Origin of the sequence: Streptomyces sp. CB02261 (genome assembly GCF_001905665.1) — a bacterium.
Classification (GTDB): Bacteria; Actinomycetota; Actinomycetes; order Streptomycetales; family Streptomycetaceae; genus Streptomyces.
Genome location: NZ_LIVX01000007.1, coordinates 205,112 through 224,819 on the forward strand (window position 1 = coordinate 205,112; position 19,708 = coordinate 224,819).

At 71.5% G+C, this 19,708-nt stretch carries 19 protein-coding genes; 15 read left to right on the top strand and 4 right to left on the bottom strand.

Features of this window, described 5'->3' with window-relative positions; genetic code table 11:
- Positions 1-11: 11 nt before the first annotated feature.
- The 6 genes from AMK29_RS23545 (at position 12) to AMK29_RS23570 (ending at position 2,403) form a co-directional block, all read left to right on the top strand.
- The gene (locus AMK29_RS23545; RefSeq protein WP_073816279.1) at positions 12-323 is read left to right on the top strand and encodes a gas vesicle protein; all 312 of its coding nucleotides are present in this window, start codon (positions 12-14) and stop codon (positions 321-323) included.
- Positions 320-1,168 carry a GvpL/GvpF family gas vesicle protein gene (locus tag AMK29_RS23550; protein WP_073816281.1) on the top strand — a complete coding sequence of 283 codons (849 nt, stop codon included), beginning with the start codon at positions 320-322 and terminating at the stop codon, positions 1,166-1,168. Before AMK29_RS23545 ends, AMK29_RS23550 begins: the two co-directional genes overlap by 4 nt.
- Positions 1,168-1,353: a gas vesicle protein gene (locus AMK29_RS23555; RefSeq protein ID WP_079197084.1), complete on the top strand. Its 186-nt coding sequence runs from the start codon at positions 1,168-1,170 to the stop codon at positions 1,351-1,353. The genes AMK29_RS23550 and AMK29_RS23555 overlap by 1 nt, the downstream gene beginning before the upstream one ends.
- Positions 1,350-1,625: a gas vesicle protein K gene (locus AMK29_RS23560; RefSeq protein ID WP_073816286.1), complete on the top strand. Its 276-nt coding sequence runs from the start codon at positions 1,350-1,352 to the stop codon at positions 1,623-1,625. The genes AMK29_RS23555 and AMK29_RS23560 overlap by 4 nt, the downstream gene beginning before the upstream one ends.
- Before the next feature lie 169 nt (positions 1,626-1,794).
- Positions 1,795-2,052, top strand: coding sequence for a hypothetical protein (locus AMK29_RS23565; protein ID WP_073816288.1), 258 nt, complete (start codon positions 1,795-1,797; stop codon positions 2,050-2,052).
- A 189-nt stretch (positions 2,053-2,241) separates the two neighbouring features.
- Entirely contained in the window at positions 2,242-2,403 is a 162-nt protein-coding gene (locus tag AMK29_RS23570) for a DUF5670 family protein (protein ID WP_073816292.1), read from the top strand.
- Between the two features lie 152 nt (positions 2,404-2,555).
- Here the strand turns inward: AMK29_RS23570 and AMK29_RS23575 are convergent, their stop codons facing one another.
- Positions 2,556-2,783 carry a DUF5133 domain-containing protein gene (locus tag AMK29_RS23575; protein ID WP_073816294.1) on the bottom strand — a complete coding sequence of 76 codons (228 nt, stop codon included), beginning with the start codon at positions 2,781-2,783 and terminating at the stop codon, positions 2,556-2,558.
- Positions 2,784-3,108: 325 nt separating this feature from the next.
- Between AMK29_RS23575 and AMK29_RS23580 the strand changes: the two genes are divergently transcribed.
- The 4 genes from AMK29_RS23580 to AMK29_RS23595 all read left to right on the top strand — a co-directional run bounded on the left by AMK29_RS23580 (position 3,109) and on the right by AMK29_RS23595 (position 11,408).
- Positions 3,109-7,134 (top strand): HAMP domain-containing protein, encoded by a 4,026-nt coding sequence (locus AMK29_RS23580; protein ID WP_073816297.1) that lies wholly within the window; start codon positions 3,109-3,111, stop codon positions 7,132-7,134.
- Between the two features lie 120 nt (positions 7,135-7,254).
- Positions 7,255-9,771, top strand: a complete 2,517-nt coding sequence (locus AMK29_RS23585; protein WP_079197085.1) for a GAF domain-containing SpoIIE family protein phosphatase — start codon at positions 7,255-7,257, stop codon at positions 9,769-9,771.
- 45 nt (positions 9,772-9,816) lie between these two features.
- Positions 9,817-10,185, top strand: a complete 369-nt coding sequence (locus AMK29_RS23590; protein ID WP_073816299.1) for an STAS domain-containing protein — start codon at positions 9,817-9,819, stop codon at positions 10,183-10,185.
- Between the two features lie 62 nt (positions 10,186-10,247).
- A complete protein-coding gene (locus AMK29_RS23595; RefSeq protein ID WP_073816301.1) occupies positions 10,248-11,408 on the top strand; it encodes a PP2C family protein-serine/threonine phosphatase in 1,161 nt (386 codons plus the stop codon).
- 144 nt (positions 11,409-11,552) lie between these two features.
- Here AMK29_RS23595 and AMK29_RS23600 read toward each other — a convergent pair whose 3' ends face one another.
- Positions 11,553-12,065 (bottom strand): MarR family winged helix-turn-helix transcriptional regulator, encoded by a 513-nt coding sequence (locus AMK29_RS23600; RefSeq protein ID WP_073816304.1) that lies wholly within the window; start codon positions 12,063-12,065, stop codon positions 11,553-11,555.
- A 107-nt stretch (positions 12,066-12,172) separates the two neighbouring features.
- Between AMK29_RS23600 and AMK29_RS23605 the strand changes: the two genes are divergently transcribed.
- Genes AMK29_RS23605 through AMK29_RS23615 form a run of 3 tightly spaced genes read left to right on the top strand, consistent with a single transcriptional unit; the run spans position 12,173 to position 14,853 of the window.
- Positions 12,173-13,423, top strand: coding sequence for a PP2C family protein-serine/threonine phosphatase (locus tag AMK29_RS23605; protein WP_311775897.1), 1,251 nt, complete (start codon positions 12,173-12,175; stop codon positions 13,421-13,423).
- Positions 13,423-13,875, top strand: a complete 453-nt coding sequence (locus AMK29_RS23610; protein ID WP_073817164.1) for an ATP-binding protein — start codon at positions 13,423-13,425, stop codon at positions 13,873-13,875. The genes AMK29_RS23605 and AMK29_RS23610 overlap by 1 nt, the downstream gene beginning before the upstream one ends.
- 42 nt (positions 13,876-13,917) lie before the next feature.
- Positions 13,918-14,853 carry an RNA polymerase sigma factor SigF gene (locus tag AMK29_RS23615; protein ID WP_079197087.1) on the top strand — a complete coding sequence of 312 codons (936 nt, stop codon included), beginning with the start codon at positions 13,918-13,920 and terminating at the stop codon, positions 14,851-14,853.
- Between the two features lie 44 nt (positions 14,854-14,897).
- Here the strand turns inward: AMK29_RS23615 and AMK29_RS23620 are convergent, their stop codons facing one another.
- The gene (locus AMK29_RS23620; RefSeq protein WP_073816308.1) at positions 14,898-15,167 is read right to left on the bottom strand and encodes a WhiB family transcriptional regulator; all 270 of its coding nucleotides are present in this window, start codon (positions 15,165-15,167) and stop codon (positions 14,898-14,900) included.
- A 137-nt stretch (positions 15,168-15,304) separates the two neighbouring features.
- On the opposite strand from AMK29_RS23620, the gene AMK29_RS23625 reads away from it, so the two are divergent.
- Positions 15,305-16,135: a DUF1206 domain-containing protein gene (locus AMK29_RS23625; protein ID WP_073816311.1), complete on the top strand. Its 831-nt coding sequence runs from the start codon at positions 15,305-15,307 to the stop codon at positions 16,133-16,135.
- Positions 16,136-16,217: 82 nt separating this feature from the next.
- On the opposite strand, the gene AMK29_RS23630 is transcribed toward AMK29_RS23625, so the two are convergent.
- Positions 16,218-17,177: a helix-turn-helix transcriptional regulator gene (locus AMK29_RS23630; protein ID WP_079197088.1), complete on the bottom strand. Its 960-nt coding sequence runs from the start codon at positions 17,175-17,177 to the stop codon at positions 16,218-16,220.
- A gap of 443 nt (positions 17,178-17,620) precedes the next feature.
- On the opposite strand from AMK29_RS23630, the gene AMK29_RS23635 reads away from it, so the two are divergent.
- Positions 17,621-19,393 carry a M14 family zinc carboxypeptidase gene (locus AMK29_RS23635; RefSeq protein ID WP_073816313.1) on the top strand — a complete coding sequence of 591 codons (1,773 nt, stop codon included), beginning with the start codon at positions 17,621-17,623 and terminating at the stop codon, positions 19,391-19,393.
- The last annotated feature ends 315 nt before the right edge of the window (positions 19,394-19,708 follow it).

The window sequence follows — 19,708 nt, forward strand, 5'->3', positions numbered from 1 at the left end:
GAGGACACCGTATGACGATGCCGTCGGGACTTCCCCGTCCGTATGACGAGCAGTCGGCCAACCTCGCCGACATCCTGGAACGCGTCCTCGACAAGGGCGTGGTCATCGCCGGGGACATCCGCATCAACCTCCTCGACATCGAACTCCTCACCATCAAGCTGCGTCTCGTCGTGGCCTCGGTCGACCGGGCCAAGGAGATGGGCATCGACTGGTGGGAACAGGACCCGGCCCTGTCGTCCGGAGCCCGCCGCAACGAGCTCGGCCGGGAGAACGAGGAGCTGCGCCGCCGGATCGAGGAGCTGGAGGCGAGGCAGGAGTCATGAAGGACGAACCGCTGCTGTACGTGTACGCCGTCGTGCGGGCCTCCGGTACGACCGGGCCGCCTCCCGGCCCCCCGGCCGGTGAGACCCTGGGCGCGGGCGTCACGACCGTCGCGCACCGGGGCCTCACCGCCCTCGTCGAGGAGGTCCCGGCGGCCGACTTCGACGAGGCGCCCCTGCGTGCGCGCCTGGAGGACCTGGACTGGCTGGCGGGGGTGGCCAGGGCGCACCACCGTGTGGTCGCCGCCGCCGGCGGCCATGTCACGACGGTGCCGCTGCGCCTCGCGACCGTCTGCCGTGGCGAGCCGGGCGTGCGCCGTCTCCTCGAAGAGGGCGAGCACCGCCTCTCGGAGGCCATCGACCGCCTGACCGGCGCCCACGAGTGGGGGATCAAGCTGTACGTCGACGAGCCGTCCGCCGCCGCCGGGGCCGCGAGCCCCGGCGGCGGCGCCGCGGAGCCGGCGAGCTCCGGGCGTGACTACCTGCGGCGCAGGCTGGGGGACCGGCGGGCCCGCCAGGACGTCGACGACACGGCCGCCCGTACCGCACGGGACCTGCACGAGTCACTCGCGCGGGTGGCGGCGGAGACGGTGCTGCACCCGCCCCAGCAGGCGCGGCTGGCCGAGGGGCCCGGCCGGAACGTCTTCAACGCCGCCTATCTCGTCCCCGACGGGAGGCGGCAGGAGTTCCTCGACACGGTCACCCCGCCCGAGGATCTCCACGCGGGTCTGCGCGTGGAGATCACCGGCCCCTGGGTGCCCTACTCGTTCACCCGGACCGAGACCGATGCCGTGGGGACCGCGAGCGAGGCCGCACGGACCGGGGCGGACGGGGGGCCGGACCGATGATGAGCGACCAGCGCGAGATCGCCCTGGTCGACCTCCTCGACCGGCTCCTCGCCGGCGGCGTGGTCCTGGCCGGCGACATCACCCTGACGATCGCCGACGTCGACCTCGTCCGCGTGGACCTGAAGGCGCTCATCAGCTCCGTCGGCGACGCCGTGCCCTCCCCGTGGAAGCAGGTGACACCGTGACGACCTCACCACGACGGGTGGAACTCGACCCCGACACCGTCGAACGCGACCTCGCCTGCCTGGTCCTGACCGTCGTCGAGCTGCTGCGGCAGCTGATGGAGCGCCAGGCCCTGCGGCGGGTCGAGGTGGGCGATCTCACCGAGGAGCAGGAGGAACGGCTCGGGCTGACCCTCATGCTCCTCGAGGACCGGATGGGACTGCTGCGCGACCGGTTCGGCCTGGAACCGGAGGACCTCAATATCGATCTCGGTCCGCTCGGCAAACTCCTCTGAAAGAGGGTTTGTTCCGACCGGGTGGGGCTACACGATGCATATGAGTGCATCGGAGAAGAGCAACGAGACCCCGTCCGGTCGGAACAATTCGAGTGCCGCTTCGGAAAGCACCGGCACGCGGAGCCGAACGGGCCGCGCATCGAACGCGGCGAAGAAGACCGTCCACGCGGTGGAGAAGGGTGAGGGAACGGTCACCGGGACGCTGACCGCGCTTCCCGCTCCTCTCGCCGAGAAGACCATGGCGGCCGTCCACGCCGTCCGCGGCACCGGTGGGACGCTGCTGACCGTCGTACGCGCCCGCAAGGCGGTCTCCGGCAGCGCCGCCGTGAGCGCGGCCGCCGCGCTCACCGGAGCGTACGCGCTGGGACGCCGGGCGGGGCTCCGCTCCCGCGGTCCCCTCTCCCGGCTCACGGGCGGCCGTCTCTGACACGCGGTGCCACGGGAAAGAGAAACCGAATTTCCCGGCCGTGGAGAAGAAGACCGACCCGCTGACGTGAAAACCGTTCCTGCGAGACCCGCTCACGCGACACCCGTCCCCGTGAATTCCTTTTCACGAGCATTCACGGGGACGGGCGGGCGGAGCGTTTGCATAAATAATTCCGGAGGTTGAAGACACATGGTTCCCCTTCTGCTGGTTCTCCTGCTGGCTCTGATCCTGTTCGGCGCCGGTTTCGCGGTGAAGGCCCTCTGGTGGATCGCCGTGATCGTGCTCGTCCTCTGGCTGCTGGGCTTCGTGGCCCGGCCGAAGGGCGGCTCGGGCCGCTGGTACCGCTGGTAGGACATTCATCACATGTAGACCGCGCCACGACGACCGCGCCCGCTGCCGACACCGGCAGCGGGCGCGGTCGTCGTCGGCTCGCGGGACACGACACGGAAGAACCCGGCACGGCCCCTGGGAGGGGGGCCGTGCCGGGTTCGACCGTGCTGATTTCAGGCCATCAGGACCGAGTCGTCCTCCGGGCGCGCGCCGGGCAGGCGGTGGCGGGCGGCGACCAGCGCGGTGTCCACGTCCCGCGTGCCCGTGGACACACAGAGCGTGTACGCGATGTCGTCCATACGCCGCCGTACCTCGGTGCTGCCGTTCTCCGCGTGCAGCACCCTCAGCGTCTCGTACTGCTCGATCAGATTGCTCAACACCGCGGGATGGGCCATCAACACAGTGCTCTCCCCTCGCCGTAGGGCGCCGACCGCCCGGTTCGAAGCGCCGCGTACCCCCGCACCCCGGTTCCATGCGGGTTGACGCGCGGCCTCATGGGCAGGTAGGCCTCCGGAAGGCGCGGGACGGGAGAGCTCCGGCAGCGGCTCGTTCAGGCCTCTTGATCGGCTACCGCTCTCCTCGTACCGATCACAGCGGGGTAGTGTCGTCTTTATTGTCGTACGGCAACGGTCGAGGCCGGAGTCGTACAGGAGGGGCGGCGGTCCGGCACCGACCGTGACCGAGGTACACCGCAGCGGGTGCCTGGCGAGCGAACGAGGATGAGGCATGTCTGAGACCACGATCGAAGGCTCCTCGGCCGCGCGGCGGCCGGGGCCTGCCGCCGTGGGGGAGTCCGAACTGCGGCAGCTCCTGGCCGGGCTGACCGCCGTGCGGGACGGAGACTTCGGCACCCGTCTGCCCGACGAGGCGAGCGGGCTGATGGGCGAGATCTCCAGCGTCTTCAACGGGATGGTCGACCAGCTCTCCCTCTTCACCTCCGAGGTGACCCGCGTCGCCCGCGAGGTCGGCACCGAGGGCACCCTGGGCGGGCAGGCCAAGGTGCCGGGAGTCTCCGGCACCTGGGCGGACCTCACCGACTCGGTGAACGCGATGGCCGGAAACCTCACCACACAGGTCCGTGACATCGCCCAGGTCGCCACCGCCGTCGCCAAGGGCGACCTCTCGCAGAAGATCGACGTCGACGCCCGGGGCGAGATCCTGGAGCTCAAGAACACCATCAACACGATGGTCGACCAGCTCTCCTCCTTCGCCGACGAGGTCACGCGCATGGCCCGTGACGTCGGCACCGAGGGCATCCTCGGCGGTCAGGCCGACGTGAAGGGCGTCTCCGGCACCTGGCGCGACCTCACCGACTCCGTCAACTCCATGGCCGGGAACCTCACCGCCCAGGTGCGTGCCATCGCGCACGTCGCCACCGCCGTGGCCACCGGTGACCTCTCCAAGAAGGTCGACGTCGACGCCCGGGGCGAGATCCTGGAGCTGAAGACCACCATCAACACGATGGTCGACCAGCTGTCGGCGTTCGCCGCCGAGGTCACCCGCGTCGCCCGGGAGGTCGGCACCGAGGGCAACCTGGGCGGTCAGGCCACCGTGCGGGGCGCCTCCGGCACCTGGAAGGACCTCACCGACAACGTCAACGTGATGGCGTCGAACCTCACCGGGCAGGTGCGTTCGATCGCCCAGGTCGCGACCGCCGTGGCCCGCGGCGACCTCTCCCGCCGGATCACCGTGGAGGCCAAGGGCGAGGTCGCCGCCCTCGCCGACACCATCAACACGATGGTGGACACCCTGTCGGCCTTCGCCGACGAGGTGACCCGCGTGGCCCGCGAGGTCGGCACCGAGGGCCGCCTCGGCGGCCAGGCGCGGGTGCCGAACGTGGCCGGCACCTGGAAGGACCTCACCGACAACGTCAACTCCATGGCGAACAACCTGACCGGGCAGGTCCGCAACATCGCCCAGGTCACCACCGCCGTCGCCAACGGCGACCTCTCCAAGAAGATCGACGTCGACGCCCGCGGCGAGATCCTGGAGCTGAAGACGACCATCAACACCATGGTCGACCAGCTGTCCTCGTTCGCGGCCGAGGTCACCCGCGTCGCCCGCGAGGTGGGCAGTGAGGGCCGCCTCGGCGGCCAGGCCGAGGTCGAGGGCGTCTCCGGCACCTGGAAGCGGCTCACCGAGAACGTCAACGAACTCGCCGGGAACCTCACCCGCCAGGTCCGCGCCATCGCCGAGGTCGCGAGCGCGGTCGCCGAGGGCGACCTGACCCGCTCGATCACCGTCGACGCCTCCGGCGAGGTGGCCGAGCTCAAGGACAACATCAACTCGATGGTCGGCTCGCTGCGCGAGACGACCCGGGCCAACCAGGAGCAGGACTGGCTCAAGTCCAGCCTCGCCCGGATCTCCGCCCTCATGCAGGGCCACCGCGACCTCGCCGTCGTCGCCGAGCTCGTCATGGACGAGCTGACCCCGCTCGTCTCCGCCCAGTACGGCGCCTTCTACCTCGCGGAGGACGGCCCCGGCGGCATCGAGCTGGGCCTCGTCGGCTCCTACGGCCGCCCCGCCGACAGCTCCGGCCACGACCGGTTCCGGCTGGGCGAGTCCCTCGTCGGCCAGGCCGCCCGCAGCCGCCGCACCATCGCCGCGGAGAACGTGCCCGAGGACTACGTCTCCATCTCCTCCGGCCTCGGCCGGACGGCCCGTGGCAGCCTGATCGTGGTACCGATCGTGGTCGAGGACCAGGTCCTCGGCGTCATCGAGCTGATGTCCTTCGCCCCCTTCACCTCCGTGCACCGGGACTTCCTGGAGCAGCTCATGGAGACGGTCGGCGTCAACGTCAGCACGATCGTCGCCAACGCCCGTACCGACGAACTCCTCGGCGAGTCCCAGCGGCTGGCCGACGAACTGCGCGCCCGCTCCGAGGAGCTCCAGGTGCAGCAGGTCGAGCTGCAGCGCTCCAACGCCGAACTCGAGGACAAGGCGGCCCTGCTCGCCTCGCAGAACCGCGACATCGAGGCCAAGAACCTGCAGATCGAGCAGGCACGGCAGGAACTCGAGGACCGGGCCCAGCAGCTCTCCCTCGCCTCCAAGTACAAGTCCGAGTTCCTGGCCAACATGAGCCACGAGCTGCGCACCCCGCTCAACAGCCTGCTGATCCTGGCCCAGCTGCTCGCCCAGAACCCGACCCGCAACCTCACCGCCAAGCAGGTCGAGTACGCCGGCATCATCCACTCCGCCGGATCCGACCTGCTCCAGCTCATCAACGACATCCTCGACCTGTCCAAGGTCGAGGCCGGGAAGATGGACCTCAACCCGGAACGGGTGCCGCTGCGCCGCCTCCTCGACTACGTCGAGGCGACGTTCCGCCCGCTCACCACGCAGAAGAGCCTCACCTTCACCGTCTCCACCGCCCCCGGCGCCCCCGCCGACCTGGTCACCGACGACACCCGGCTGCGGCAGGTCCTGCGCAACCTGCTGTCGAACGCCGTCAAGTTCACCGAGCGCGGCAGCGTCGACCTGAGCATCGAGCCCGCGTCCGACGACGAGCTCCCCGCCACCGTCCACCGCGGCGGCGCCGTGGTCGCCTTCCGGGTCAAGGACACCGGCATCGGCATCCCCGCCCAGCACCTGGAGGCCATCTTCGGCGCCTTCCAGCAGGCGGACGGCACGACCAACCGCAAGTACGGCGGCACCGGCCTCGGTCTGTCCATCAGCCGGGAGATCGCCTACCTGCTCGGCGGTGCCCTCACGGTCACGAGCGAGCCCGGCGAAGGCAGCACCTTCACGCTCTACCTGCCCGTCGCCCGGGCGGACCTCAAGGAGCTGTCCACCCAGACCCCGACCCCCGCGCCGGAACCGGACGAGGGCCCCGAGGACCAGCCCCAGGGCGCCCCCACCGGCCGCCCCGCACTGCCGGCCGGCCCGCAGGCCCGGCAGACCAGACGCCTCCTCGTCATCGAGGAGCGCCCGCGCGGACTGCTCTCGCTCGTCGCCGAGAACGCGGTCACGGAGCTGACCGCGGACCGCTCGCACGCGGACCGGGAGGACATCGAGCTGATCGCCGTCGTCGGACCGCAGGAGGCCGCGACCGCCCTCGCCACCCAGCCGTTCCACTGCGTGGTGCTCGACGTCGACATGGCCCACGGCGAGGCCCTGCGCTTCCTCGACGCCATGGACGGCGACGAGGCCCTGCGCACCGTCCCCGTCCTCGCCCACAACAACCGCAGGCTCGCCGACGACCAGGAACGCGCCCTGCAGGCCCTCGCCCGCCAGCGGCCGCTCGAACTGCTCTCCAGCCTCGACGAACTGCGCGAGCGGATCGCCCTGCACCTGTCGGCGGACCAGCCGGGCGACGTCGTCCCCCTGATGCGCGGCGAGCACCGGCCGCCGGCGCCGCAGACCATCGACTCCACCCTGCACGGCCGCACGGTCCTCGTCGTCGACGACGACGCCCGGAACCTGTACGCCCTCAGCGGCATCCTGGAGCTGCACGGCATCAAGGTCCTGCACGCGGAGAACGGCCGGGAGGGGATCGAGGCGCTCACCGAGCACCCCGACATCGACCTGGTCCTGATGGACGTGATGATGCCCGAGATGGACGGATACACGGCCACCTCCAGGATCCGGCAGATGCCCGAGCACGCCGACCTGCCGGTGGTCGCGGTCACCGCCAAGGCCATGCCGGGGGACCGCGAGAAGAGCCTGGCCTCGGGTGCCAGCGACTACGTGACCAAGCCGGTCGACGCCGACGAGCTCATCGCCTGCGTCCGCCGGTGGCTGATCGACGGATAGGGCCATGGGTCTCCCCGCCGGCACGCACCGCGCCACCGCGCGGGCCCCGCGCCCCCCACGGCGCACCCTGTCCCCGACCGTCCCGCGGCCCACGGCCGCCCTGTCCGAGGAGTCCCCGTCATGAGCGCTCCCCCTCCCCGCGGCGGAGACACCGCCGCCCAGACCCAAGGGGACGGAGCCCTCGTGCCGACCGGGACTCCCCTGGGCGCCACGCCCTCCCCGCGACGGCCGGACACCGCCCTGGAGAGCCTCCCGTCCGACGTCTCCGTGGAGAGCCGACCGCCGGAGGACCACTCCACCGTCGGCCGGCTCGCCGCGACGGTGGAGCGGCTCCGTGAGGAGGTGCGGGCCGCGCACGCCGCGGCCGAGGGCCGCGCCCTGATCGAACTCGCCAAGGGCGTCATCGTCGAGCGCCTCGGCTGCGGCCCCGCCCAGGCGGCGCGGCAACTCGCCGCGCTCGCCGGGCAGGCCGGGCTCTCGCAGCTGGAGCTGGCCGCGGACATCATCAACCAGGCCGCCCACGACCGGGTCGCCGAGGTCGCGGGCGACTTCGTCAAGCAGACCATCGGCGAGTCGGCCGAGCCCGGCGCCGACGCCGCTGCCGACCCCTCGGTCGGGGTGCGCCTGCGGACGGCCGAGAGCGCCGCGCTCAACGCGGGGGACAGTCAGGCCGTCGCCGAGTCTCTGCTGGCGCACGCCCTCGCCCCCCTGGGCGCGAGCGCCGTCGCCATCTGGACCACCGGCCCCGACGCCTCGCTGACCCTCGTCGGTCACGCCGGCTTCGGCGCCGACGAGCCCGCCCGCTGGCGCTACGTACCGCCGGGTGTGGCCACCGCGGCCCGGCAGGCGCTCACCGGCCGCCGAACCGTCTGGATCCCCTCGCTCGCAGCCGCCGGCATCCCCTCGATCGGCCACGCACGCCACCCCGACGGCGGCCGCGTGGTGGTGCCCGCGGGCACCGGCGGCCGCATCCACGGCGTCCTGGAGATCTGCTGGCCCCGGCCCCTGGACCCCCAGCCCCAGGCCGTGGAGCGCCAGATCGAGGCCCTGGCGGAGCTGTGCGCACACACGCTGGAGACCCTTCCCGCGGAGTCGCCGCCGGTACGGCCGTTCGCCGGCCCCGAGCGGTCGTCGGAACTGGTGGAGCTCGCCGACGGTCTCTACGACCCCGCCCTGGTCCTGATCCCGTACCTGGACGACGACGGCCACCTGCGGGACTTCCGCATCCGTCACGCCAACGCGCGCTTCCAGGACCCGGCGGGCCGCTCCAGGAGCGCCGTCGACGGGACCCTGCTCCTGGAGGCGTACCCCGCGACGGCCGGCGAGAGCGAACTCTTCGAGCAGATCGAGCGGGTCTACGCCACCGGTGAGCCCTTCCGCGCCCGGCGGACCCGGATGACCGCCCTCGTGGACCAGGTGCCGCTGTCCTCCGTCGCCGACATCAGCATCAGCCGTCACGGCGACAGCGTCCTGCTCATCTGGCGCGTCGAGGACGAGTCCGCCCGGCTCGCGAGCCTGCTGCAGCACGCCCAGCGCCTCGGCCGCATCGGCGGTTTCGAGGAGGACGTCCTCACCGGGGAGATCACCTGGAACGGCCAGCTCTTCGAGCTCTTCGGCCGGGACACCACCGAACCGCCGGTCTCCCTGCGTGACCTCACGGCCCACGCCCACCCCGACGACGCGGTCGCCATCGGACGCTTCCTGCGGGCCGTGCTGCACCAGCGCCGGGCGAGCTCCACGGCCTTCCGCATGCTCCGCCAGGACGGGGTCACCCGTCACATCCGGGTGATCGCCGAACCCTCTCTCGACATCGACGAGCGGCTCCTCGCCGTGCGCGGCGCCTACCAGGACATCTCCGCGCAGCACTGGACCGAGGTCGCCCTGGCCGCCACCCGCGACCAGCTCGCCGTCACGGAGCAGGAGTCGGCGGAGCGCAACCGCCTCGCCCTCCAGCTGCAGCACGCCATCATGCCGCCGACCAAACCCCCGCTGGACGCCCCGGGCCTCGACGTCGCCGTGCGCTACCGGCCCGCCGAGACCGAGTCCCTGGTCGGCGGCGACTGGTACGACGCCGTCGTCCTGCCGTCCAAGAAGATACTGCTGTGCGTCGGGGACATCGCGGGCCACGGCATCGAGGCCGCCACCGGGATGGTCGTGCTCCGCAACGCGATGCGCGGCCTCGCCGTCACCGGGGCGGGACCCGCGCAGCTGCTGTCCTGGCTGAACAACGTGGCGCACCACCTCACCGCGCACGTCACGGCCACCGCCGTCTGCGGCATCTTCGACCCCGAGGCCCGCACCCTTCGCTGGGCCAGGGCGGGACACCTCCCGCCGGTCCTCGTACGGGGTGCTGAGGCCAGCAACCTGCCGCTGCTCAGGGGCATGCTCCTCGGCGCCCTCGCCGAGGCGGAGTACGAGGAGGCGGAGATCCAGCTGGAGGCGGAGGACACGGTGCTGATGTACACCGACGGTCTCGTCGAACGGCGGGACACCTCCGTCCAGGACTCCGTCGCCCAGCTGCTGACCATGGCCCAGGCTCCGGCCGGCAGCCTCGAACGACGGCTCGACCTGCTGCTGACGCACAGCAAGTCCGACACCGACGACGACACGTGCCTGATCGGTGTGCGCGTCTACTGACCGCATGCCCGACCGACCGTTCCCCCACCGTGGAAAGCAGGAGACATGCCCGAACGAGAAATGAACCTCGACGTCGAAGTGGAGATCCGCGACGCCGCTACGGCGGTGCTCTCCGTGGGCGGCGAACTCGACATCGAGACGGCCACCAAGCTCCACCACCACCTGGCCAACCAGTTCCTGCACGGCCGGCACCGGCTCGTGCTGGACCTCTCCCCGCTGAACTTCATGGACTCGTCCGGCCTCAACGTGCTGATCAGGGCGGCGAGGGACGCCCGGGAGGCGGGCGGCGACCTGCACCTCGCCGCGCCGACCCCGGCCGTGCGACGCATTCTGGAGATCACCGGCCTGACGATGACGACGCCCCTCCACGCCGATGTGGCGGAGGCCCTGGCAGCGGCCGACAGAGCGGCCTAGACGAAGAGCGGTGCGGTCCCCACGCGGACACCGCACCCGGGTGGAAGGACCAGCGGGAACACGTGGACGAGATCACCGGAGTCGAGCAGGCACTGCGCCGGGCCGCTCCGCACCTCCTCGTGAGCGTCGTGGAGGACGCTCTGCGGAAGCACCGGGACGCCCGGCGGGTGGAACTCCGACTGGCCGACTACGGGCTGCGGTCGCTCCAGCTCGTCGGAGGCGCGCCCGACGCGCCCCGCCAGGTCCTCATCAACGACAGCCCGCAGGGCCGTGCCTTCAACGCCCAGGAGCCGTACGTCACCCAGGAGGCCGACTCCGTCTCCGTGCATCTGCCGGTCACCATCAGGGGGGACCGGATGGGCGTCCTCACCGTGGGCATGCCGGCGGGGACCGACCTGGTGCCGCTCCTACCCGGGCTGCGCCACCTCTGCGAGGCGCTCGGCCACGAGATCCTGGTGGCCGAACGCGACACGGACCTGTACGTCCTGGCGCGGCGGGCCACCAGGCTGACCCTCGCGGCCGAGATGCAGTGGCAGCTCCTGCCGGGCCGCTCCTGCGCCCGCCCCGAGTTCGCCCTCGGCGCGCATCTGGAACCCGCCTACGCGATCTTCGGGGACAACTACGACTGGTCGGCGTCGGCCGACCATCTGACCCTGACGGTCACCAACGGCATGGGGGAGGGCATCGAGGCCGCCCTCCTGACGAACCTCGCCATCAACGCGCTCCGCAACGCCCGCCGGGCCGGCCTCGGCCTCGCGGACCAGGCGGCGCTCGCGGACCAGGCCGTGTACGCGCAGTACCGCGGGAGCGCCTTCATCTCGGTCCTCCTCCTGCGCTTCGACCTCGCCACGGGTGAGGTGGAGGCCGTGGACGCCGGCTCGCCCCGTCTGTGGCGACTGCGCGGCCGGAACGTCGAGCGGATCTCCCTGGAGGCCCAGCTGCCCCTGGGGATGTTCGAGGAGAGCGCGTACGTCCCGGAGCGGTTCACGGTGCTGCCGGGGGACCGGCTGCTGTTCGGCAGCGACGGCGTGTACGACGCCGCCTCCCCGGAGGGGGAGAGCTACGGGGAGAGGGCGCTGGCCCGCGCGCTCACCGCGACGAGGCTGCTGCCGCCCACGCAGGTGCCGGGGGCGGTGCTGCGTGAGCTCGCCACGTACCACGGCGGCACACCGCTGGAGGACGACGCGCTCGTCGTCTGTCTCGACTGGCAGGGCCGTCAGTGAGCCTGCGTCAACAGTTGCCGCGCGGCAACTGTATCCTTGAGGCAACACCTGGCTCGTGTCCAAGGTGAACACGTCATAGGTGACCAAAGGGTGACAAGTGGGGCATGGGGCACGCGTGCGGACGGAGCGCGCGGCGTACGAGGATCAGGCGGACCGGACGTCCTTGAGCGGCGCCCTCCCGCCTGAGGCGTTCGACGAGGGTCTCTCGCCCAGCGCCTCCTGGAAGCCCGTGAGCCCGCGCAGCAGCGCCTTGCGGCTCGTCGCCGGCATCGCGGAGATGACGGCGAGCAGGGCCTCCTCCCGCTGGACGCGCAGCTCCCGCAGGTACGTCTTCCCCCGGACGGTCAGATGCAGCTCCAGCTGCCGTCGGCTGACGGGGCTGGGCAGCCGCTGGACGAAACCCAGCGCCTCCAGGCGGTCGCACATGCGGCTCACCGAGGGGGGTGCGGAACCGAGCAGCTCGCCCAGGGCACGGAGGTTGATGCCCTCCTCGCGGTCGAGGCTGTACAGCACGCGCAGCTGAGACGCCGACACCGGTGTCGACGACACCATGTCCCGGCCGCGCTCCCACAGCACCTCGAGAAGCTCGATGAGCTCGCGGGCGGCCTGCGTCGTCTCCTGCGGCTCCCGATGGGACTCGGCGGGGTTGGGGTTCATGGCTATCGACACTCCTCGGACGTCCGGGGCCGAGGGCGTCGGCCGTGCCACACACCGGTCATCTCCACATCTCTCCGGAAGGCGGTACCCATTCCGTGGATCGACGCGTGACAGTGGAACGCGCACTGCGCGGGGCGCCGCCACACCGGCTTCTGGACTCCCTCCGTGTCGATCTGGCACAGCAACTCGCCGCGCTCTCCGCCGACCTCCTGCTCGTCGACTACGGGCTCACGTCGCTCCGCCCCGTCGAGCCCGTACAGGACCATGCCGGGGTGCAGCACGCGGCCGTGGGGACAGGACCCGCGGGCCGCGCCTTCGCCACACAGCAACCATATCTTTTCGGTGGTGACGGGCCCACGGCGACCGCGTACCTTCCTGTGACGGTTCGTGGCGAGCGTTACGGGGTTCTTGTGGTCGTCCTGCCCTCCGACCGCGTCGCACCGGAGACGACCGAGGACCTCGTCCATGTCGCCGAGGTGCTGGGGCACGCCCTGCGCGTCGCCGACCGGCACACCGACCTCTACCGCCTGACCCGCAGGACCCGGCCCCTCAGCGTCCCGGCGGAGATGCAGTGGGGCGCCCTCCCGGGACGGGCCTGCGCCGGCCCCGAGTTCGACCTCCACGCCTACTGGGAGCCCTCCTACAGCTCGGGCGGGCACGTCCTGGACTGGTCCGTGACCGGGGAGGAACTCCAGCTGGTCGTCGCCAACGCCACCGGCCCGGGCACCCGGTCGGCCCTGGTGAGCACCCTCGCCCTGAACGCGATCCGCAATGCCCGGCGCGCCGGACTGGACCTGGTCGGCCAGGCCAGCCTCACCGACCAGGCGCTCTACGGGCAGCACCGGGGCGAGCGGTCCCTCTCCGCCCTGCTGCTGGGCTTCACCCTCGCCACCGGTGACGTGGAGGTGGTCGACGCCGGCTCGCCGACGGTCTGGCGGCGGCGGGGATCCCGGACCGAGCGGATCGAGCTGGAGCGGCAGCTGCCCCTCGGGATGTTCGAGGACACGGTCTACGCCACGCAGCGTCTCCGCGTCCTCCCCGGCGACCGGCTGCTCTTCGTCGCCTGCGACCGGGGCGAGCCCCCGTCCGGGGGCGGTGACGTGGGCCTCGACCGCTCGGTCGGCCGGGCGATCGAGCGGACACGGCACCTGGACGGTGCCGAGACGCCCCAGGCCGTCGTACGGGCCCTGAGGGGGGCCCCGGGCAGGCTTCCGGACGACATCCTCGTACTCTGTCTGGACTGGCGCGGGTCCGCAATCTACGGTGCGGACGGAATGGAAAGCGCAAAGGGGGGAAGGGCGGAGTACGAGGTGTGTGCGAAGCACGGCACGAAGCCGTGTGAGGAAGGGGGATGCTGATGACGGACGCGATCGCCACCGAGCGTGCGACACGAGAGCCCGTGCTGTCCGCGAGCGTCGACTACGACGTCGGCGACGTCGGCGACGGCATGATCGCGTCGGCGCGCGCCTTCACCGCCGACTTCCTCACCGCCTCGCCGGCCGTGGGACGTCAGCCGGTCTCCCGTGAACGGGTGGACCTGGCACGGCTGGTGGTCAGCGAGCTCGTCACCAACGCGGTACGGCACGCTCCGGGCCCCTGTCGACTGCTGCTCGAACTGTTCGACGACGTGCTGGACATCTCCGTCTTCGACCGCGTCGAGACGTCCCCCGTCCCACGGGGCCACGACCCCGGCCGCATCGGCCAGCACGGCGTCGAGATCGTCGTCGCCATCTGCGAGAGCGTCACCGTGGAGCCGCACCCGACGGGCAAGCGGGTCAGGGCCCGCCTCTCCCTCGCCGGGGCCCGCTGACCCGGGTCCGACCCGAAAAAAACTGGTTCGAAATTTGTGTGCATGAACCGGGAGAGCCCGGGTAGGCGAGCCGCCCGGGGGAGAATCGGGTTGTCGAGAAACGAAGGGGTCAGCGGAGTGTCGACTGCAGTGCAGACGGAGACGAAGGACCGTACTGAGGCGACTGTGGGGGGACTGCCCGTCGTAGAAGCTCCCCGCGCCGTCGCACCGAAGGACGCGCGTGAACTGTCGAAGGTGTTCTTCAGCAGGATGGCGGTACTGGAGGAGGGAACCCCCGAGTACCAGTACGCGCGCAACACGCTGATCGAGATGAACATGTCGCTCGTGCGCTACGCGGCCGGACGCTTCCGGGCCCGCGGCGACGAGATGGAGGACATCGTCCAGGTCGGCATCATCGGCCTGATCAAGGCCATCGACCGGTTCGACATCTCCCGCGAGGTGGAGTTCACCACCTTCGCCGTCCCGTGCATCGTGGGCGAGATCAAGCGCTTCTTCCGTGACACCTCCTGGGCCGTCCACGTCCCGCGCCGGCTGCAGGAGGCGCGCGTGGAGCTGGCCAAGGCGACGGAGGAGCTGAGCTCCCGCCTCGGGCGGTCGCCGACCGTGTCGGAGCTCTCCACCCTGATGAACCTCTCGGAGGACGAGGTCATAGAGGCACGGGTCGCCTCCAACGCGTACCGGTCCACCTCCCTCGACGCGGCCGTCGGCGGCGACGACGAGGACGGCGCCATGCTCTCCGACCTCATAGGAGAGGAGGACGCGGCCCTTGAGCTCTTCGAGGACTGCCACGCCCTCGCACCGCTGCTCCAGGAACTGGGCGAGCGGGACCGCCTGCTGCTCCACCTGCGGTTCGTCGAGGAACTGACGCAGTCCGAGATCGGCAAGAGGCTCGGCGTCTCCCAGATGCAGGTGTCGCGCCTCCTCTCGCGCAATCTGGCCCGCCTGCGCAAGGGGATGCTCGCCCCCCTGGAGGCCTGACCCCCGGGGGCACGAGCCCCTCCCGAACGGCCTCACCGGCGCCCTTACCGGTGGGGCCGTTCCCCTGCGTGCGCCGCGCGGCGCAACCGCCGCTTCAGGGAACGGCGTTCGTCGTCGTCCAGGCCGCCCCAGACCCCCGTCACCTGGCGGGAGTCGTCCATGGCCCAGTCGAGGCACGCCTCGCGTACGGGGCAGTGCCGGCAGACCGCCTTGGCCTCCTCGGCCTGGACGAGGGCGGGGGCACCCGTCCCCACCGGGAAGAAGAGATCGGGGTCGACGCTCTGGCAGGCCGCGGCCTCGCGCCAGCTGTCCATCGGTCCTCCTGACGTAAGAGTGGACAAGTCGTTACTTCTCGGCTGACCGGTCGTCGGCGGTTGAAACGCCGATCCCGGCGGATTCGGCGCGAAAAGACGGGGCACCCGATCGTTCTGACCCAAGGGGAGGACCGGACATGACCACAGCGGGAGCGTCGACGGCCGTGGCGAGAAGAGCGGCACGCGGCGAGGTCGTACGAGCGGGTGCCCGGGCGGGCTTCGTGGCACGCGGTGTGCTGTACCTGCTCATAGGGGCACTGGCCGTGCGGATCGGCACGACGGGCTCGGACGAACAGGCCGACCGGGGCGGGGCCCTCACGGACGTCGCCTCGACGTCCTTCGGGACCGTCCTCCTCTGGGCCCTCGGCATAGGCCTCGCCGGCATGGCGCTGTGGCGGCTGTCCGAGGCCCTCTTCGGCGCCGCGGGACCCAAGGGCGGCCGGGCGCGCAAGCGCGCGCTGTCGGGCTGCCGCTTCGTCTTCTACGCCGTCACCTCCTTCCTCGTCCTGTCCTTCGCGGCGGGGGACCGGGGCAGCGGCGCGGGCTCGACCGACCGTCAGAGCCAGGACGTCACCGGACGTCTGCTGGGCCTGCCGGGCGGCCAGTGGTGGGTCGGCGCGGTCGCGGCCGGGTTCCTGGGAGCCGGGCTGTGGATCGCCGGCCGGGCCGTGGCGCGGAAGTACCGCAAGCACCTGCGATGGGGGCGGATGGCGTCGTACCAGCGCCGTCTGATGGACGTGACCGGCGTGGCGGGCGGTGTCGGCCGCGGGCTCGTCTTCGCCGCGCTCGGCTTCTCCGGCCTGAAGGCCTCCCTCGCCTTCGACCCGGCCGAGGCCAAGGGCATGGACGACGCGATCCGGTCGTTCGCGCAGACCCCGGCGGGACCGTGGCTGCTGATCGCCGTGGCCGTCGGACTCGTGCTCTTCGGCGTGTTCTCCTTCGGCCAGGCGAAGTGGCGCGAGGTCTGATCCGCCGACTCGCGTCGAGGCCGTCGGCCTCGGAGCGGGCCGCACCGGACCGCCGAACCTGCCCGGCGGCGGGCGCCCCGGGCTAGAGCCAGCCCCGCCGGACCGCCTGGATACCCGCCTGGAAGCGGGTCTCGGCGCCCAGGGCCGTCATCAGTTCCGTGAGCCGGCGGCCGACCGTGCGCTCCGTCACGCCCAGCGCGCGGGCTATGGTCCGGTCCTTCATCCCCGACGCAAGGAGCGACAGCAACTCGCGGTCACGTGCCGAGAGTTCGGTGGGGGACTGGGGCGCGTCGACCGGGGTCGACCGGGACCACAGGTACTCGAACAGGCAGACCAGCACCTCCACCAGCGATGACTCGCGGACCAGCAGGCGCACGTCCGGGGCCGGGTCCTTGAAGGAGGCGGGGAGCAGCGCGGTGGCACGGTCGGCGATCATCATCTTCTTGCCCCCGCCGGGCAGGATGCGCGCCTGCTCGCCCGCCTCGACGCAGCGGCGCATGGCCTTCACGTGCTCGGGGGACGACAGCGACTCGCGGGAGTAGAGGAAGCGGTACGTGATGCCGTCGGCGAGCCGCGCGAGTTGCAGGTTGCTGGGGCTCGCCTGGCCCCCGATGTAGGGAGGAGCCCCGATGGCGATGATCTCCTCGCGCGCTCGGACCTGCATCCGGGTGACGGCGGCGAGGACCGCGTCCTCCCCCTCGACGAGCTCGACGAGAGGCGCACCCCGGGAGCCGGACGTCGCGCGCAGCCGCCCGGCCAGCTTCTCGGCGTCGAGCTGCATCGCGGCGAGTTGCCCGCGCTTGCGGTCGATCAGCGCGGACAGCGCCTCGTCGGGGCAGACGGCGACATGGACCGTCGGCGGCAGCCCGAGCCCCTCGACGAGACCCGCTTCGGCGAGGCGGTCGATCGCGGTGCCGGTGATGTCCGCGGAATGCCCGACACGAGCGGCGACTTCGTCGGTCGTGGCCCGTCCCAGATCGAGCAGGGCGAGGTAGACGTCGTTCTCGACGCGTCCGAGGCCGACCGGCTCCAGCAGGAACACAGGGCACCTCGTGAGCAGGTCGGGGCACAGACGCCGCACCGGACGGAATGCGACCGTAGGTCGCGCTCCGACCGCGGGTCAAGGCTCGTGCGGAGGTTCGCCGTTCGGGGAGAACCGCGCGGACCAGGAGGTTCGGCCGCTTTCCTCCCCATAGCTCCGCGACGGTCCCCACGGAGAAGCCGGACATTGTCCGGGATCGGAAACGTCAGGCGATGTACAGGCGATTGCCCGCAGGCCGATTCTTGTCTCTGCCATCACCCTCGCGCGGGCGCCCGCCCGTACCTCGGGATGGCACGCACCGCATGTGCGGCGGATCCACCTCGGCCACGAGACGGACCCCCGGAGCTGCTGTGAGCGTCGCCACGGCGATCACCACCTCCTCACCTCTCCGATCCCGATCGTTCGAGGCAGGTCCGCTCAACCCCCCACCGAATGAGGTCCCTGTGCAACGCAAGTACACCGCGTGGCTCGTCGCGGGTGTCACCGCCGCCGCGGTCGTGGCCGGAACCGGCTACGGCTACGGCGTCGTCACCACCGAGCCTCCCCCCGGCAGGAAGACCACAGCCGACGATCGCGCCTACATCTACCGGATACCCGGCGGCGCCCACCTGTCCCCGAACCGGCTCGCCCGCTTCGACCTGATCGAGGACCGCGACGGCGACGACCTGTTCGTGCTCGGCGACGCCACCACGGCCGCCGAACTCATCGCGGCCGGGCTCCGCCCCAAGATCGAGCAGCGGATCGAACCCGCCCCCTGGGAGCCGCCGAAGCGCAGCGGCCAGGCCGCGGTGCTGTCCGAGGCCGTGGCCGAGGAGACGTACTACGGCGGCTACCGCACGGTGAACGCCCAGTACGCGCACCTCGACCAGGTCGCCGCCGACCACTCCGGCCTCGCCACCGTGATCGACTACGGCGACTCGTGGCGCAAGGCGTCGGGCAAGCCGAACGGTTACGACCTGAAGGCCGTCTGTCTCACCAAGAAGCAGGCCGGCGACTGCTCGCTCACGCCGAACTCGACCAAGCCGCGCTTCTTCGTCCAGGCGCAGGTGCACGCCCGCGAGCTGACCACCGGCGAGATGGCGTACCGCTGGATCGACTACCTGACGGACGGCTACGGCAGCGACGCCACGGCCACGAAGATCCTCGACACCCGCGAGATCTGGGTGGTGCCGATCGCCAACCCCGACGGCGTCGACATGGTCCAGCAGGGCTTCATGGGTGGCAACAGCGGCCAGCAGTGGCACCGCAAGAACGCCAACCACAGCCACGGCTCGACCTGTTCGGAGAGCTCCTCCAGCGGCATCGGCATCGACCTGAACCGCAACAACGGCTCCCACTGGGGTGGCGCCGGAACCAGCACCGACCCGTGCAACCAGACGTACAAGGGCCCGGCGAAGGACTCCGAGGCCGAGAACAAGGCGCTCCAGGCCCTCTACCGCAAGCTGTTCGCGGACAAGCGCGCCACCGGTGACAGCACCGCGGCGCCCGCCGACACCAAGGGCATGTTCGTCACCATGCACAGCTACGCCGACATGGTGCTGTTCCCCTGGGGCTTCGACGACACCGTGGCCTCCGGCAACGACGCCGCCATGCGGGCGATCGGCAAGGAGATGGCCAGGCTGGCGGGCGGCTGGGAGTACGGCCAGCCCGGCGAGATCCTCTACGACGCGAGCGGCTCGCACGACGACTGGGCGTACGACGACCTGGGCGTGCCGAGCTTCACCTGGGAGGTCGGCCCGAGCAGCGGCACCTGCAGCGGCTTCCACCCGGCGTACTCCTGCCAGAACACCTTCTGGAACCAGGTCAAGCCCATGCTGACCTACGCGGCGGACAAGGCCGCCACCCCGTACGGCACCACCCCACCCCCGCCCGCCGGCTGCACCGCCACCAACGGCGACGACGTGGTCATCGGCGACAACGCCACCGTCACCTCCTCCGTCACGGTCTCCGGCTGCACCGGCACCGCCTCGTCGTCCTCGACGGCCGAGGTGCACATCAAGCACACGTACATCGGTGACCTGGTGGTGAAGCTGATCGCGCCCGACGGCACCGCGTACCCGCTGCACGCGAACACCGGCAGCGGCACCGACGACATCGACAGGACGTACACCGTCGACCTCTCCTCGGAGACCCGGAACGGCACCTGGCGGCTCAGCGTCCAGGACACCGCCACCCAGGACACCGGCACCATCGACACCTGGACCCTCAGGCTCTGATGCCGGGCGGCCCCTCCGCGGCGCCGCCCCCACGACCCCGGCACGCACCCCGCGTGCCGGGGTCCCTTCCCGTGCGGGCGCGCTCAGGGCGGCTCCCCGCCCGGGTCCGGCGAGGTGGACCAATGGCTCCGTCCGGTCACGTGGACCGCCGTGGCGGTGGGCCAATGGCTCAGCGCCCCGTCCGTCGGTTGAGCCGCCACACCCCCTTCGGTCTATCCTTGTAGCCATCACACACCTTCGGCGCCGCGCAGCGCCGTCCGGCGACGAGGCCGGACCGGCCCGCGGTGCCTTCGTCGTGCCCGAGCCCCCACCACC

What these genes read in the sequence shown, in the direction of transcription:
- AMK29_RS23545 (WP_073816279.1), top strand. Translation starts at nt 12, where the DNA reads ATGACGATGCCGTCGGGACTTCCCCGTCCGTATGACGAGCAGTCGGCC.
- AMK29_RS23550 (WP_073816281.1), top strand. Translation starts at nt 320, where the DNA reads ATGAAGGACGAACCGCTGCTGTACGTGTACGCCGTCGTGCGGGCCTCC.
- AMK29_RS23555 (WP_079197084.1), top strand. Translation starts at nt 1,168, where the DNA reads ATGAGCGACCAGCGCGAGATCGCCCTGGTCGACCTCCTCGACCGGCTC.
- AMK29_RS23570 (WP_073816292.1), top strand. Translation starts at nt 2,242, where the DNA reads ATGGTTCCCCTTCTGCTGGTTCTCCTGCTGGCTCTGATCCTGTTCGGC.
- AMK29_RS23580 (WP_073816297.1), top strand. Translation starts at nt 3,109, where the DNA reads ATGTCTGAGACCACGATCGAAGGCTCCTCGGCCGCGCGGCGGCCGGGG.
- AMK29_RS23585 (WP_079197085.1), top strand. Translation starts at nt 7,255, where the DNA reads ATGAGCGCTCCCCCTCCCCGCGGCGGAGACACCGCCGCCCAGACCCAA.
- AMK29_RS23590 (WP_073816299.1), top strand. Translation starts at nt 9,817, where the DNA reads ATGCCCGAACGAGAAATGAACCTCGACGTCGAAGTGGAGATCCGCGAC.
- AMK29_RS23600 (WP_073816304.1), bottom strand. Translation starts at nt 12,065, where the DNA reads ATGAACCCCAACCCCGCCGAGTCCCATCGGGAGCCGCAGGAGACGACG.
- AMK29_RS23610 (WP_073817164.1), top strand. Translation starts at nt 13,423, where the DNA reads ATGACGGACGCGATCGCCACCGAGCGTGCGACACGAGAGCCCGTGCTG.
- AMK29_RS23615 (WP_079197087.1), top strand. Translation starts at nt 13,918, where the DNA reads ATGAACCGGGAGAGCCCGGGTAGGCGAGCCGCCCGGGGGAGAATCGGG.
- AMK29_RS23620 (WP_073816308.1), bottom strand. Translation starts at nt 15,167, where the DNA reads ATGGACAGCTGGCGCGAGGCCGCGGCCTGCCAGAGCGTCGACCCCGAT.
- AMK29_RS23625 (WP_073816311.1), top strand. Translation starts at nt 15,305, where the DNA reads ATGACCACAGCGGGAGCGTCGACGGCCGTGGCGAGAAGAGCGGCACGC.